Below are 15,455 nucleotides of genomic sequence, written 5' to 3'. Positions count from 1 at the left end.
GGATGGTGACCCTGTCAAAGGAAAAACATTATATAATACTAACTGTGCTGCATGTCACAAATTAGACGGACCCATGACCGGGCCGCCACTTCGAAATATTGAACAGAGATTGGCCGATGAGGAAGGTCTGGATAGAGAATGGTTGACTGCCTGGATCCATAATAGTATGGGTATGGTCAATGCTGGCGATCCTTATGCTGTTAAGATATACAACGAGTATAACCAATTGCCAATGATGCCGTTTCCGCAGTTGTCGGACCAAGATATTAGTGATATTTTGGCCTATACTGCTGAGGAAAAAAAGGCGCCTACTCCTGTAGCTAGTACAGAAACCGCAAGTGGTACAGGTGGAGGAGAGTCAGGGACTTCAAACCAACTGATTCTTGGGGCTTTAGCCTTATTGTTTGGTCTTTTGGCCATGGCTTTGGTTTTGGTGAGACGTACTTTAAATCGTTTTGCAGAAGCTAAAGGTGTTATTGTTGAAGGCGACAAAAAAGACAATATCTGGAAAGCTTTTGTTCAGAATCAATTCTTGGTATTGGTTACCGTCATTCTATTATTATTGGCCAGTGCCTATTTTGTGTATGGTTATTTCATGCAAATAGGTGTTGACGAAGGGTATGCCCCTGTTCAGCCAATTCATTACTCGCATAGAATCCATGCTGGAGATAACGGAATTGATTGTAAATACTGTCACTCTTCTGCTCGGGTAAGTAAAACTTCAGGTATCCCTTCATTGAATGTGTGTATGAACTGTCATAAGTCCATATCAGAAGTTTCAGAAGACACGTATGCCGAAGGGAAGACCTATGGCGTTGATTATAATGAAGAAATTCAAAAGCTATATGCGGCCACAGGTTGGAATCCTGACGAACAAAAATATACCGGAGAACCGCAGCCTGTAAAGTGGATCCGTATTCATAATCTTCCTGATTTTGCATATTTCAATCATGCGCAACACGTTACCGTTGGAGGAATCGAATGTCAAACATGTCATGGTCCGGTCGAGTCCATGGAGATCATGTCGCAGTTCGCTCCATTGACCATGGGTTGGTGTATTGAATGTCATAGAACCACGGATGTGAAAATTGAGAATAATGAATACTACACCAAAATCCATGAGCAATTGTCCAAGAAGTATGGAGTCGAAAAACTTACCGTTGCGCAGATGGGAGGTTTAGAATGTGGTAAATGTCATTATTAATAAAATAAAGATACAGTGTTGGTTTGGATCAAAAACCATTAACTATCAACTAATAACTATTAAAGAATATGTCATCAAACAAGAAATACTGGAAAAGTGTTGAGGAGCTGAACACAGACAGCTCTATTGTTGAGGCGCTTAAACAAAGAGAATTTGTTGACGAAATTCCGACAGATGAATTTTTAGGCAACAAGTCCAATTTAGAAACATCTTCAACAACACGTCGTGATTTCTTAAAATATGTTGGTTTCAGTACGGCTGCGGCATCTTTAGCGGCTTGTGAAGGGCCGGTTATTAAATCGATTCCTTACGTTGTGCAGCCAGAAGAAATCATTCCAGGAGTATCTAATTTTTACGCTACAACAATTGCTGATGGTTTTGATTTCGCAAGTGTCTTAGTGAAAACTCGTGAAGGACGTCCAATTAAAATTGACAACAACGATTTGTCTGCCTCTCAAGGGGGTGTCAATGCGAGGGTACATGCGTCAATTTTAGGTCTATACGATAATTTGAGAGTTAAAGGACCTCAAAAAGAAGGATCTGATATTTCATGGGAGACGTTTGATTCTGAAACGAATCAAAAGCTGACGGATGTTATGAATGGAGGAAAGGAGATTGTGTTATTGACACAAACTTTCGCGAGTCCATCAACCAGCAAGTTGATTTCTGCATTTAAAGAGAAATATGGCAATGTACGTCACGTAGTTTATGATGCTGTTTCCGAATCTTGTGCATTGGATGCTTTTCAATCGAAATACGGAGAACGCGCATTGGCAAATTACGATTTCTCTAATGCGTCGACAATAGTTTCTGTTGGTGCTGATTTCCTTGGAGATTGGCAAGGCGGTGGGTTTGAATCGGGTTATGCCAAAGGTCGTGTGCCTACAGATGGAAAAATGTCAAGGCACATTCAAATTGAAGCAAATATGTCCCTAACGGGTGCTAATGCTGATAAACGTATCCCAGCAACACCTTCACAACAAAAACAAGCTTTAGCTAAACTTTATAGTTATGTTACTGGACAATCTGTTTCAACAGATTTACCGGCGCATTTGGATGAGGCCATTCAAAAAGTGGCATCTGAATTAAAGAGAGCAGGAAGCAATGGCGTTTTGGTTACTGGAATCAATGATGTCAATGCACAGACGGTGGCATTGGAGATCAACTCGGCATTGGGAAGTAAAGCCTTTGATACCAAAACTCCTATTAAGAAAAGACAAGGTAGTGATAAGGACGTGATGACTTTAATAGCGGATATGAATGCTGGTAAAGTTGGAGCGATCATAATGAATGGTGTCAATCCATTATATACATTACCCAACGCAAATGAATTTGCCGAAGGATTAAAACAAACAGAATTGTCTATCGCGTTTTCAATGAAGGCCGATGAGACTGCTTCTGAATCTCAATATATTGCTGCTACACCTCATTATTTAGAATCTTGGGGTGATGTGGAGCTTAAAAAAGGACACTATGGTTTAATGCAACCGACCATCCGTCCGTTATTTGATACCCGTCAGTTCCAACAGGCTTTGTTGAAATGGATAGGAAGTGATTTGACGTACTTTGATTTTATTAAGGAAAACTGGAGTACGGGCATACTTGGTGGAGCTTCATTTAATCAAGCATTACATGATGGAGTTTATGTTTCAACCGCTTTGACAAGTGTTTTGGGTGCTGGCCCATCTTCCGATGTGGAGGGTGACGCAGCTGCTCAGGCCATGCCAGAGCCATCGGGAGGAAGTGCTGCAAGAGCATTGGCATCTGCAGGATCTGCTGAGAGCATGGAATTACAACTCTATACAAAAACGGGAATGGGAGATGGTAAACAAGCCAATAACCCATGGTTGCAAGAGTTCCCTGATCCCATTACAAGAACGTCATGGGACAATTATGTAACCGTATCTAGTGCGGATGCCAAAAAATTGGAGATCAAAAATTGGCATGTTGCCGATGGTGGTCTTAACGGTAGTTTGGTGGAGTTGACAGTGAACGGACAGACAATTACTATTCCTGCTATTATCCAGCCAGGACAGGCCGTAGGCTCTGTAGGTTTGTCGTTTGGTTACGGACGCACAAAGGGACTTAAGGAAGAAATGCAAACGGGTAAGAATGCTTACCAGTTTTATAAGGATTTTAACAGCGCACAAACCGACGTATCGATCAAGCTCGTTTCGGGGGTTCATGAGTTTGCTTGTGTGCAGTTGCACAACACGCTGATGGGCCGTGGTGATATCATTAAGGAAACCACGCTTGAAATCTTTAATACAAAAGATAAAGAATATTGGAATCCACTTCCAAAAGTGTCTTTAAATCATATAGAAACACCTTCAACGGAGGTTGATTTGTGGGATGAATTTGATAGATCTATTGGACATCATTTCAACTTGTCTATTGATTTGAATGCTTGTACTGGATGTGGTGCATGTGTCATTGCTTGTCATGCCGAAAATAACGTTCCGGTAGTGGGTAAATCTGAGGTTAGAAAGAGTAGAGATATGCATTGGTTGCGTATTGATAGATACTATTCTTCGGAAGATACCTTTACAGGCGATATAGAAAGAAAAGAGGCAGCAGATGGTCTATTGGGCGATACAGGTATCAAAAGCACATTGCATGAGATGGAAGTTGCCGCTGATAATCCTCAGGTAGCTTTCTTACCAATGATGTGTCAGCACTGTAATCATGCTCCGTGTGAAACAGTTTGCCCTGTCGCAGCAACGTCCCATGGGCGCCAAGGTCAAAATCATATGGCTTATAACCGTTGCGTAGGTACACGTTACTGTGCAAACAACTGTCCTTATAAAGTACGTCGTTTCAACTGGTTCCGATACAATAAAAATGATGAGTTTGATTACAACATGAACGACGATTTAGGTCGTATGGTATTGAATCCTGATGTTGTTGTGCGTTCACGTGGGGTTATGGAAAAATGTTCGTTGTGTATTCAGAAAACACAAAAAACAATTCTTGATGCCAAGCGTGAAGGACGTGAAATTAAAGATGGCGAATTCCAAACGGCATGTTCAGCAGCTTGTGGCACTGGAGCTATGGTTTTTGGAGACATCAACGATAAAGAGAGTAAAGTTGCGAAACTGAAAGAGGATAAACGTATGTATCACGTACTTGAATATATTGGAACACAACCCAACGTTCAGTATCACACAATTGTGAGAAATACAACGGAATCATAATTATTAATTAAGAAATAATTCTAAAAGCATTATGGCGTCTCATTACGAAGCACCTATTAGAAGACCTTTAGTTTTAGGTGAAAAATCATACCACGATGTTTCTGTGGATATCGCTAAACCTGTAGAAGGTAAAGCCAATAAATCATGGTGGATAGTCTTTTCTATCTCACTTGCAGCCTTTCTTTGGGGAATTGGCTGTATAGTTTATACCATAGCAACAGGAATTGGAGTTTGGGGCCTAAATAAAACCATCGGTTGGGCTTGGGACATTACCAACTTCGTTTGGTGGGTTGGTATTGGCCACGCAGGGACATTAATTTCGGCAGTATTGCTATTGTTCCGTCAAAAATGGCGTATGGCAATTAACCGTTCTGCGGAAGCGATGACCATTTTTGCAGTTATTCAAGCAGGGCTATTCCCTCTTATCCACATGGGTCGTCCATGGTTGGGATATTGGGTTTTACCAATTCCGAACCAATTTGGCTCCTTATGGGTTAACTTTAACTCGCCTTTACTTTGGGACGTGTTTGCGATTTCAACCTATCTATCGGTATCTTTAGTCTTCTGGTGGACTGGTTTATTGCCTGATTTCGCGATGATTCGCGATAGAGCGGTTAAACCTTTCCAAAAGAAAATATATTCATTATTGGCTTTTGGATGGTCTGGTAGAGCAAAAGATTGGCAACGATTTGAAGAGGTGTCTTTGGTTCTTGCTGGTTTAGCTACGCCGTTGGTACTTTCTGTACATACCATTGTATCCTTTGACTTTGCTACATCTATAGTTCCAGGTTGGCATACCACCATTTTCCCACCTTATTTTGTTGCAGGAGCAGTTTTCTCTGGTTTCGCTATGGTGAACACACTATTGATTATCATGAGAAAAGTAGTGAGCCTTGAAGATTATATTACCGTTCAGCATATTGAATTGATGAATATTGTTATCATGATCACAGGTTCAATTGTTGGGGTGGCTTATATCTCCGAGTTATTCATCGCTTGGTATTCTGGAGTCGAATATGAGCAGTATGCTTTCTTGAACAGAGCTACCGGGCCTTACTGGTGGGCATACCTTCTAATGATGACGTGTAACGTGTTTTCGCCACAGTTTATGTGGTTCAAAAAACTGCGTACCAGTATCATGTTCTCCTTCTTTATTTCCATCGTCGTAAACGTCGGGATGTGGTTTGAGCGTTTTGTAATTATCGTGACATCTTTGCATAGAGATTATATGCCTTCAGCATGGACGATGTTCCAACCAACATTTGTGGATATAGGAATTTTCATAGGCACCATTGGATTCTTTTTTGTGTTGTTCTTGCTTTATGCACGTACATTCCCAGTGGTGGCACAAGCCGAGATCAAAACAATCATGAAATCTTCTGGCCAGCGTTACAAACGAATCAGAGAATCTGGTGGAAGTTTGGTTGGTACAGGTACTGATCCTCGCACACACAATGTAAATATTCATTCGGGAACGCCTATAGTTGATGAAAAATCGACAGTAAAACCACAAGACCCTAAAGCGATTAATGAATTGATGGATAGTGTTGGCGTCTTTGATCCAACAACTCAGGCTAAAGATGATTTACAGCAAATTAATGGAGTTGGTCCGAAAATGGAAGAAGTCCTTAATGGGATAGGAATCTACTCTTTCTTACAGGTAAGTAAAATGACCAAAAGAGAATATGACTTGTTAGACGAAATTACTGCTTCTTTCCCGGGAAGAGCAGAACGCGATGATTGGGCCGGACAAGCTAAAATATTAATCAACAACAAAAAATAGTATGGAAGGATCTTCAAAAGTTATTCACGCTATGTATACGGATGATGATGTCTTGATGGCCGCCGTTAAGAAAGTAAGGGCAGAGAGATATCACATTGAAGAAATATATACGCCATTTCCGGTTCACGGATTGGATAAAGCAATGGGATTGGCACCAACAAAATTGGCAATCACGTCTTTTCTATACGGTTTGACAGGCTTAGTAGTTTCTATCGTAATGATAGACTATATGATGATTGAAGATTGGCCTCAGAACATTGGAGGTAAACCAAGTTTTAGTTATCTCGAAAACATGCCCGCGTTTATTCCAATTATGTTTGAGTTAACAGTGTTTTTCGCAGCGCATTTAATGGTCATCACATTTTATCTACGCAGTAGGATGTGGCCGTTTAAAAAAGCTGAAAACCCTGATATAAGAACAACGGATGATCATTTTTTAATGGAAATCAGTGCCGGGGCCAATGTTGATGAACAGTTTGATATATTGAGAAATACGGGAGCTGTAGAAGTTACCTTAATTGATAAAGCACACTAATACACATGAAAAGCTTATTTAAATTAATATTATTGATGGTCGTTTTGGTTTCTTTTGCATCATGTCAAAATAAATCGAAGCCTAATTATCAATTCTTTCCGGATATGTATGAGCCAATTGGCTATGAAGCATACGGCGAAGTTGAGTTTTTACCTGATGGCATGGAAGCGAAATTGCCAGTTGAAGGGTCTGTAGCAAGAGGCCATAAACCTTTTGATATTGACGGTAGTATTGAGGGCTATGACTTAGCGAAAGCAAGTCTAGTATCTCCATTGGATTCCACACAGATTGATGGGCCAAGAGGGGGTCAGTTATATGATATTTACTGTGGGGTTTGCCATGGTAAAAAAGGAGATGGCCAAGGCATCTTGGTGAAACGTGAAAAGATTTTGGGCGTACCTTCTTTTGATGACCAAGGAAGAGCATTGACTCAAGGAAGCGTTTACCACACCATTCACTATGGTAAGAACGTTATGGGTTCTTACGCTAATCAGTTAAATGAAGAAGAGCGTTGGCAAGTTGTGGATTACGTGATGCAATTAAAATCAGAATTAGGAGGAAGTCAGACTGTTAAAGATTCAATATAGATATGTACACAATTTCAAATAGATTAAAGACATTTTCCATCATCCTCATTGTCTTGGGTGTATTAGGAGTGGCTTACGGTTTTATGACATCTCATAAATCTTTAGAAGAGGTTAAGACAATGCTTGTTGAAGAACATGCACATGATGGAGGACATGAAACTTCTGTACAAGAACACACCGAAAGTACCGGTTTAGAACATGCAGATGTATCTCAGGATGATAACCATGCAAAGCACGTCCAGGAGCAGATTGCTAAAAGACCTTGGTCGGCAATGTACGTATCAGCCTTGTTTTTTATGACGATCGCCCTTGGAGTCCTTGCGTTTTATGCTATTCAAATTGCTTCACAAGCAGGTTGGTCACCGGTATTGTTCAGGGTAATGGAGGCGATTTCTGCTTACTTGTTGCCAGGTGCCATTATTGTGATTCTTCTTGCAGTTGGCTCCCATTATATTGGACATCACAACGAGATATTTGTTTGGATGAACCCAGAAGTGGTGGCCGATGATAAGTTGATCCAAAACAAATCAGGATACCTAAATATTACGGCATTTTTGATCAGAGCCATTATTTTCATTGGTGGTTGGTGTACATACTGGTATTTTGCTCGTAAATTTTCGATTGCTCAAGATAATGCTGAGCAAGGTGATATCAGAAATTTTAAAAAATCGTTTAGAATTGCGGCAGGATTCTTAGTGTTTTACTTGTACACGGAATCTATTATGTCATGGGATTGGATAATGAGCGTAGATCCGCATTGGTTCAGTACGCTATTTGGATGGTATGTCTTTTCAGGTATGATTGTCGCGGGGATTACCGTAATTGCCATGGTCGCCATCTATTTGAAAGGCAAAGGACTTCTGCCATTGGTAAATGATAGTCATATTCACGACTTGGCAAAGTATATGTTCGGATTTAGTGTTTTCTGGGCTTACCTATGGTTCTCTCAGTTCATGCTTATCTGGTATGCAAACATTCCGGAAGAAGTAGTTTACTTTGTATCGCGAATAGAAGATTATAAATTGCCTTTCTTTGGAATGTTGGTGCTCAACTTTGTGTTCCCATTCTTGATTTTGATGCATAGCGATTACAAACGAGTACCTTGGTTTGTGATGATGTGTGGCGTTGTTATTTTAATTGGCCATTATGTCGATTTGTTCGTAATGATTATGCCGGCCACTGTAGGCGATAGATGGTACATTGGAATTCCTGAAATTGGATCTATTTTATTACTTGGAGGCTTGTTCTTACTGGTGGTATTTACATCAATGACAAAAGCTCCTTTGACACCAAAAGGCAATCCATTTATTAAAGAAAGTGAAAATTTCCATTATTAATAACCTATAAAGAAGAGAAACGACAATGACTGCTTTATTCATAATTATCATAGTACTTTTTGCGGCGGTAGCTATTTGGCAAATGGTCAAAATATTTGACCTCGCCCAAGTGCGTACAGAAACCATAAATAATGGAATAGCAACTGATTACGATAATAAGATCAATGGATATTTGATGTTGGCTTTTTTAGCCTTTATTTATATCATTACAATTATCTCTTTTGTGTATTGGGGTGATTTGCCCCTAATGTCAAACGCAGCTTCAGAACACGGGGCTGAGGTCGATAATTTGATGTTGATTTCCATGATTGTGATTTTTACCGTACAAATTATTACTCAGTTTTTACTTCACTATTTCGCTTATAAATATAGAGGAGAGAAGGGTAAGAAGGCATTATATTTTGCCGATCATAATACCTTAGAAGCAGTTTGGACCATTATTCCAGTTATCGTATTGGCGGGATTGATCATTTACGGCCTTTTCACTTGGAATTCTATTATGAATATCGATGAAGATGCTGATCCGATGGTTGTGGAATTATACGCTCAACAATTTGCTTGGACAGCACGTTATGCTGGTCAAGACAATGTTCTAGGTATGGCCAACGTAAGATTAATTGATATTGACAAAGCAAATGTCCTGGGTATTGATGAAGCGGATCCGAATGCTGAAGATGATATTATTGTAAAAGAATTGCATTTGCCAGTTGGTAAGCCGGTACTTTTTGAAATTCGCTCGCAAGATGTGTTGCACTCTGCATACATGCCTCACTTTAGAGCGCAAATGAACTGTGTTCCTGGAATGATTACAAAATTTGCATTTACGCCGACCATGACCACTAAGGAAATGCGAGAAACTCCGGAAATGATTGCCAAAGTAGAAAACATCAATAATATCCGGACAGAAAAAAGCAAAGAATTAATGGCGAAAGGTGAAGAGGAATTGGATCCTTACGAATTCCATTTCCTTTTACTTTGTAATAAGATTTGTGGAAAGTCGCACTATAATATGCAAATGAATATTATCGTTGAGACTCAGGAGGAGTTTGATGCTTGGATAGCTGAGCAACAGACTTTCAAAGAATCATTGAAATAATAATAAAATCGTTTTAAACAAGTATATATAGATTATGTCAACACACGCAGTAGATATTCACGCACATGACGACGGTCACGGACATCATCACAAAGAAACCTTTGTAACCAAATATATCTTTAGTCAAGATCATAAAATGATCGCAAAGCAATATTTGATTACTGGAACTCTCATGGGAATCATTGGCGTCATGATGTCTTTGATGTTTCGAATTCAGATTGCATGGCCTGAGGAGCCCAACATTCTTTTTGAGGCTTTATTAGGAAAATGGGCGCCAGGCGGTGTCATGGATGCTGACATCTATTTGGCACTGGTAACCATTCATGGGACGATCATGGTGTTCTTTGTATTGACTGCCGGTTTGAGTGGAACTTTTAGTAACCTATTAATTCCGTATCAAATTGGAGCCCGAGATATGGCGTCAGGCTTTATCAATATGTTGTCATATTGGATTTTCTTCGTGTCTTGTGTTATAATGATGGGATCCTTGTTTCTTGAAGCTGGACCCGCTGCTGCAGGATGGACCATTTACCCTCCTTTAAGTGCCTTACCAATGGCCCAGCCTGGATCTGGATGGGGTATGACACTGTGGTTGATATCCATGGCCTTATTTATCGCACAATCTTTATTGGGCTCACTGAACTATATTGTAACCGTTATTAACATGCGTACAAAAGGTATGTCAATGACAAGGTTACCATTGACCGTTTGGGCATTTTTTGTTACAGCAATTATTGGTGTGGTATCCTTCCCAGTATTATTGTCTGCAGCCTTATTGTTAATCATGGACAGAAGCTTTGGAACCTCATTCTTCCTATCCGATATATTTATACAAGGTGAAGTTTTACATTATCAAGGGGGATCTCCGGTTCTTTTCGAACATCTATTCTGGTTCTTGGGGCACCCTGAAGTTTATATTGTGATTTTACCCGCCATGGGATTAGTATCAGAGATTATGGCAACTAATTCCCGAAAACCAATTTTTGGGTATCGTGCCATGGTGGCATCTATTTTGGCGATCGCATTTTTATCAACCATTGTTTGGGGTCACCACATGTTCGTTTCTGGAATGAATCCATTCTTGGGGTCAGTGTTTACTTTTACAACTTTACTGATTGCCATACCTTCGGCCGTAAAGGCCTTTAACTGGATCACCACCATCTGGAGAGGAAATATTCAGATGAACCCCGCCATGTTATTTGCCATTGGTTTTGTATCAACATTCATTACCGGAGGTTTAACCGGAATTATTGTTGGTGATAGTGCTTTGGACATTAACGTGCACGATACGTATTTCGTTATCGCCCACTTCCACTTGGTTATGGGGATTTCAGCTATCTATGGTATGTTTGCTGGAATCTATCATTGGTATCCAAAAATGTTTGGTCGAATGATGAATAAAAATTTGGGGTATATCCACTTCTGGATTACCGCTATCTCCGCTTACGGAGTATTCTTCCCAATGCATTTTATCGGAATGGCGGGACTGCCAAGACGTTATTATACCAACTCAGCGTTCCCATTATTTGATGATTTAACCGATGTTAATATTGTAATCACCGTATTTGCATTGATTGGAGGTGCAATACAGCTGGTTTACCTATATAATTTCTTCGTGAGTATATTCTATGGAAAAAAGGCGACTCAAAATCCGTGGAGAGCAACAACATTGGAATGGACAACGCCTGTAAAACATATACATGGCAACTGGCCGGGAGAAATCCCTCATGTGTACCGTTGGGCATATGACTATAGCAAACCAGGACATGATGTCGACTTCGTACCTCAAAACGTTCCTTTAAAGGAAGGCGAGGAAGAATTGCAGCATTAATGTAGTCCCTCTGAAGAAAGGGACCTCACAACTGAATTACAAAATATTTTATGTCTCAAAAGCCTTTCTGAATAAGAAAGGCTTTTTGTATATCTTAGTTTCAGATCAATTGGTGATAATCCAAAAGGCAAATATTAACTAAAATGAGATTCCCGCCTTCTCGGGAATATGTTGAATTGATACTATCATTCTGAAGGTCTTTTTTAGTTATTGGTGTTTTATATAATTGCTTTTTATTGATCGAGGACTTCTGAAACGAAGATTCCCGCCTTCGTGGGGATAGATTATATCAAAAGCCTTTCTGAATATGAAAAGCTTTTTGTTTATCTTTGTTTTCTCTCAATTGGATACTATCCGAGCGATAATAATATTAACTTAAAATGATCCCGTAGTGTCGGGACTGCTTTCGCAGGAATGTGTATGAACGACAACCTAAACCCATCCAACGACAACTTTTCTCCAGAAGAACTTGATGTTGAAAAGAAATTAAGACCCTTATCCTTTGATGATTTTACAGGTCAGGACCAGGTGTTGGAAAATTTAAAGATTTTTGTAGAAGCTGCCAATCAGAGAGACGAAGCTTTAGACCATACCTTGTTTCATGGACCTCCAGGTCTCGGAAAAACCACTTTAGCACACATTTTAGCCAGTGAATTGGGCGTTGGCATCAAAGTCACCTCGGGACCTGTTTTGGATAAGCCAGGCGACCTTGCTGGGCTTCTGACCAATCTCGATGAACGTGATGTCTTGTTTATTGACGAAATCCATCGTCTCAGTCCAATTGTGGAAGAGTATTTGTATTCCGCCATGGAAGATTACAAAATTGATATCATGATTGAGTCGGGGCCAAATGCAAGAACGGTTCAAATTAACCTGAATCCGTTTACACTCATTGGGGCCACCACACGTAGCGGACTGTTGACATCGCCAATGCGGGCCCGTTTCGGCATACAAAGTAGATTGCAATATTATAATACCGAATTATTGACCACCATTACCCAGCGTAGTGCGTCTATATTAAACGTACCGATTTCTATGGAAGCAGCTGTCGAGATAGCTGGCAGAAGTAGAGGAACGCCAAGAATATCGAACGCCTTGTTACGTCGTGTCCGCGATTTTGCCCAAATAAAAGGGAATGGCACCATTGATATAGCCATTGCCAAATTTGCACTTAAAGCCTTGAATGTGGATGCGCACGGATTGGATGAAATGGACAACAAGATTTTGATGACCATTATTGACAAATTCAAGGGCGGACCAGTTGGTATTACGACCTTGGCTACTGCCGTTAGTGAGAGTGCTGAAACTATTGAAGAAGTTTACGAACCCTTCTTAATCCAGCAAGGCTTTATCATGCGGACCCCACGAGGAAGAGAGGTGACGGAATTGGCATATAAACATCTTGGGAAAATTAAGAGCAATATCCAAGGCGGACTGTTCCCTTAAGGTCCTTAAGTGAAAGGCTTCACTAATTTTGCGAAAATTAGCGAACTTGACAGCTTGACATCTGCCAAAAATGAACCCAAAGTAATGGCTACGACTAAAGAAATTCCTTCTGTTCCTTTAATTAGTTTTATAAAGCATTCATTGGAGATTCTGAAAAATCCATTGAATTTTCATCGTGCCAATTTCACCGCCAAGGGCGATACGTTCAAACTTAAAATAGGTCTCTCTTCGGAAATCGTTTTTTCGCGCGATGCCGCCTTTGCCGAATATGTCCTTCAAAAGAATCAAAGAAACTATACCAAGTCCAAAATCCAAACAGAAGATCTGGTTAAATATGTAGGGAAAGGATTGCTGACTTCTGAAAGAGAATTATGGAAAAAGCAACGCCAACTTATCCAACCAGCGTTTCATAAAAAGCAACTGGCTACTCTGTTGGATAAAATACGTGAGGCCATTTTACTGGAATATAGACACATTGAAGTGGATAAAAAACTTGATGTTTTTCCCCTTTTTAATGACCTCGCCTTCCAAACCGTCGTTAAATCTTTATTCAGTAGTGCGGCAGATGCTGAGGATATCAGCCGATTACAATATATAACCGAAGCTGCGCAGAAAATGTTGGTCAGAGAACTGAGGCAACCTTATCTCGGCTGGTGGTTCAAAGCAAGTGGCACGATCGAAAAACATTTGGAACTAACTCGTGAGGCACGACAAATTCTTAAAAATATTGTCAAGACGCGACGCGCGTCTAAAGTAAAGCATGGCGATTTGTTAGACATGCTTTTAGAAGCGCAATATGACGATGGCAGTTTTATGGAAGAGGAACAGCTGATAGATGAAATTTTGATTCTTTTTATTGCGGGACATGAAACGACGTCCAACGCCTTAACTTTTATCTTCCAGCTTTTGGCGAAACATCCGGAATGGCAGGAAAAAATATATCAAGAGAACCTCCAAATCACCAAAGACTCTGAAGATTTGATGCATTTGGTTACTAGGTCGAAAGTCTGCCGGCAAGTCATTGAAGAAGGAATGCGCTTATATCCGCCAGTCTATTTTATTGATCGGGTAAATATTGAAGACGATGAATTTAACAATATGATCTTTAAAAAAGGTTCAAATCTGTTGTTTTCCATTTATGAAATACACCGTCACCCAGATTTGTGGGAAAAGGCAAATAAGTTTTTGCCAGAACGATTTGAAGATGGTGGTCGAAAATTCTCATCACAATATTTCCCTTTTGGCGCAGGCCCAAGAAAATGTATCGGGAATAATTTTGCTATGTTTGAAATGATTATTGCCGTCACTGAACTGGTAAAAAACTATAAAATAACTGCCGAATTTGATGCCATAGAGATCACACCTTTAATTACTTTAAAACCTAAGAATGCTTTTTTAAGATTTGAAAGTAGAACTAAGTGATGAACAACAAAGCCAAATATAGCCAACTCATAAAATCTGAAGCCAAACGTCTGGGCTTTCTTTCCTGTGGCATCAGCAGAGCCCAGTTTTTGGAAGAAGAGGCACCCCGTCTTGAAAAATGGTTGAAAAACAACATGAATGGTGAAATGCACTACATGGAAAACCATTTTGACAAACGCTTGGATCCGACTAAGCTTGTTGAAGGTTCTAAATCCGTCATTTCTCTTTTGCTAAATTATTACCCAGACGAAACTCAAATTGAAAACACCTTTAAGGTGTCGAAATATGCTTACGGCACAGATTATCATTTTGTGATTAAGGATAAGTTAAAAGAACTTTTAAATTTTATCACTAAAGAAATCGGCGAAGTCAGTGGTCGTGCCTTTATGGATTCTGCACCGGTTTTGGATAAGGCTTGGGCGGCCAAATCAGGATTGGGATGGGTTGGCAAACACACCTTGTTATTGACCCAACAAACAGGTTCATTTTATTTCGTGGGGGAATTGATTATCGATTTGGAGTTGGAATATGATTCACCCACAACCGACCATTGTGGCACCTGCACAAAATGCATCGATGCCTGTCCTACACAAGCCATTACCGAACCCTATGTGGTTGATGGCAGCAAATGCATTTCGTATTTTACCATCGAATTAAAAGATAAAATTCCCACTGATTTTAAAGGCCAATTTGAAGATTGGATGTTTGGTTGCGATATCTGCCAGGATGTGTGTCCTTGGAATCGCTTTTCAAAAGCACATAGTGAGCCTTTGTTCAATCCGCACCCAGAATTATTGTCTATGACCAAAAAGGACTGGGAAGAGATTACTGAGGACGTATTTAAGGATCTCTTTAAAAAATCTCCTGTGAAGCGAACCAAGTTTGAAGGTTTGAAACGGAATATTGAATTCCTAAAGAAGCAGAAACCTTAATCTTCTGTCGTGAAATTTAAATTGAGATCAGACTTATTTTTTACCCAATCCCTATCCCGCCCGTACCGTAATGACACGTTCGGGTAAG

11 protein-coding genes are annotated in these 15,455 nt (G+C 40.0%); all 11 read left to right on the top strand.

From position 1 onward, the window contains the following. Positions 1-1,204 (top strand): c-type cytochrome (locus MWU32_RS04080; protein WP_246938042.1); only part of this gene is annotated, 1,204 nt, incomplete at its 5' end. 68 nt (positions 1,205-1,272) lie between these two features. Further along, positions 1,273-4,398, top strand: coding sequence for a TAT-variant-translocated molybdopterin oxidoreductase (locus MWU32_RS04075; RefSeq protein WP_246938040.1), 3,126 nt, complete (start codon positions 1,273-1,275; stop codon positions 4,396-4,398). 31 nt (positions 4,399-4,429) lie between these two features. Continuing rightward, complete coding sequence (gene nrfD, locus MWU32_RS04070; RefSeq protein WP_246938038.1) at positions 4,430-6,181, top strand: NrfD/PsrC family molybdoenzyme membrane anchor subunit; 1,752 nt, start codon at positions 4,430-4,432, stop codon at positions 6,179-6,181. 1 nt (position 6,182) lies between these two features. Next, complete coding sequence (locus MWU32_RS04065) at positions 6,183-6,716, top strand: DUF3341 domain-containing protein (protein WP_246938035.1); 534 nt, start codon at positions 6,183-6,185, stop codon at positions 6,714-6,716. 5 nt (positions 6,717-6,721) lie between these two features. Then, positions 6,722-7,303: a c-type cytochrome gene (locus tag MWU32_RS04060; RefSeq protein ID WP_246938034.1), complete on the top strand. Its 582-nt coding sequence runs from the start codon at positions 6,722-6,724 to the stop codon at positions 7,301-7,303. A gap of 2 nt (positions 7,304-7,305) precedes the next feature. Continuing rightward, entirely contained in the window at positions 7,306-8,640 is a 1,335-nt protein-coding gene (locus MWU32_RS04055; RefSeq protein ID WP_246938032.1) for a quinol:cytochrome C oxidoreductase, read from the top strand. A 25-nt stretch (positions 8,641-8,665) separates the two neighbouring features. Then, positions 8,666-9,736, top strand: coding sequence for a cytochrome c oxidase subunit II (locus MWU32_RS04050; RefSeq protein ID WP_246938030.1), 1,071 nt, complete (start codon positions 8,666-8,668; stop codon positions 9,734-9,736). Positions 9,737-9,770: 34 nt separating this feature from the next. Continuing rightward, positions 9,771-11,567 (top strand): cbb3-type cytochrome c oxidase subunit I, encoded by a 1,797-nt coding sequence (locus MWU32_RS04045; protein WP_246938028.1) that lies wholly within the window; start codon positions 9,771-9,773, stop codon positions 11,565-11,567. A gap of 420 nt (positions 11,568-11,987) precedes the next feature. Then, entirely contained in the window at positions 11,988-13,013 is a 1,026-nt protein-coding gene (ruvB, locus tag MWU32_RS04040) for a Holliday junction branch migration DNA helicase RuvB (RefSeq protein ID WP_246938026.1), read from the top strand. Between the two features lie 84 nt (positions 13,014-13,097). After that, entirely contained in the window at positions 13,098-14,435 is a 1,338-nt protein-coding gene (locus MWU32_RS04035) for a cytochrome P450 (RefSeq protein ID WP_246938024.1), read from the top strand. Next, on the top strand, positions 14,435-15,367 hold the full coding sequence (gene queG, locus MWU32_RS04030) for a tRNA epoxyqueuosine(34) reductase QueG (protein ID WP_246938045.1): 933 nt from the start codon (positions 14,435-14,437) through the stop codon (positions 15,365-15,367). The genes MWU32_RS04035 and queG overlap by 1 nt, the downstream gene beginning before the upstream one ends. Positions 15,368-15,455 lie beyond the last annotated feature (88 nt).

It is taken from the genome of Gelidibacter sp. F63206, assembly GCF_023015735.1.
Note: the sequence above shows the minus strand (reverse complement) of the source record. Positions and strands in the feature narration are given on the sequence as shown.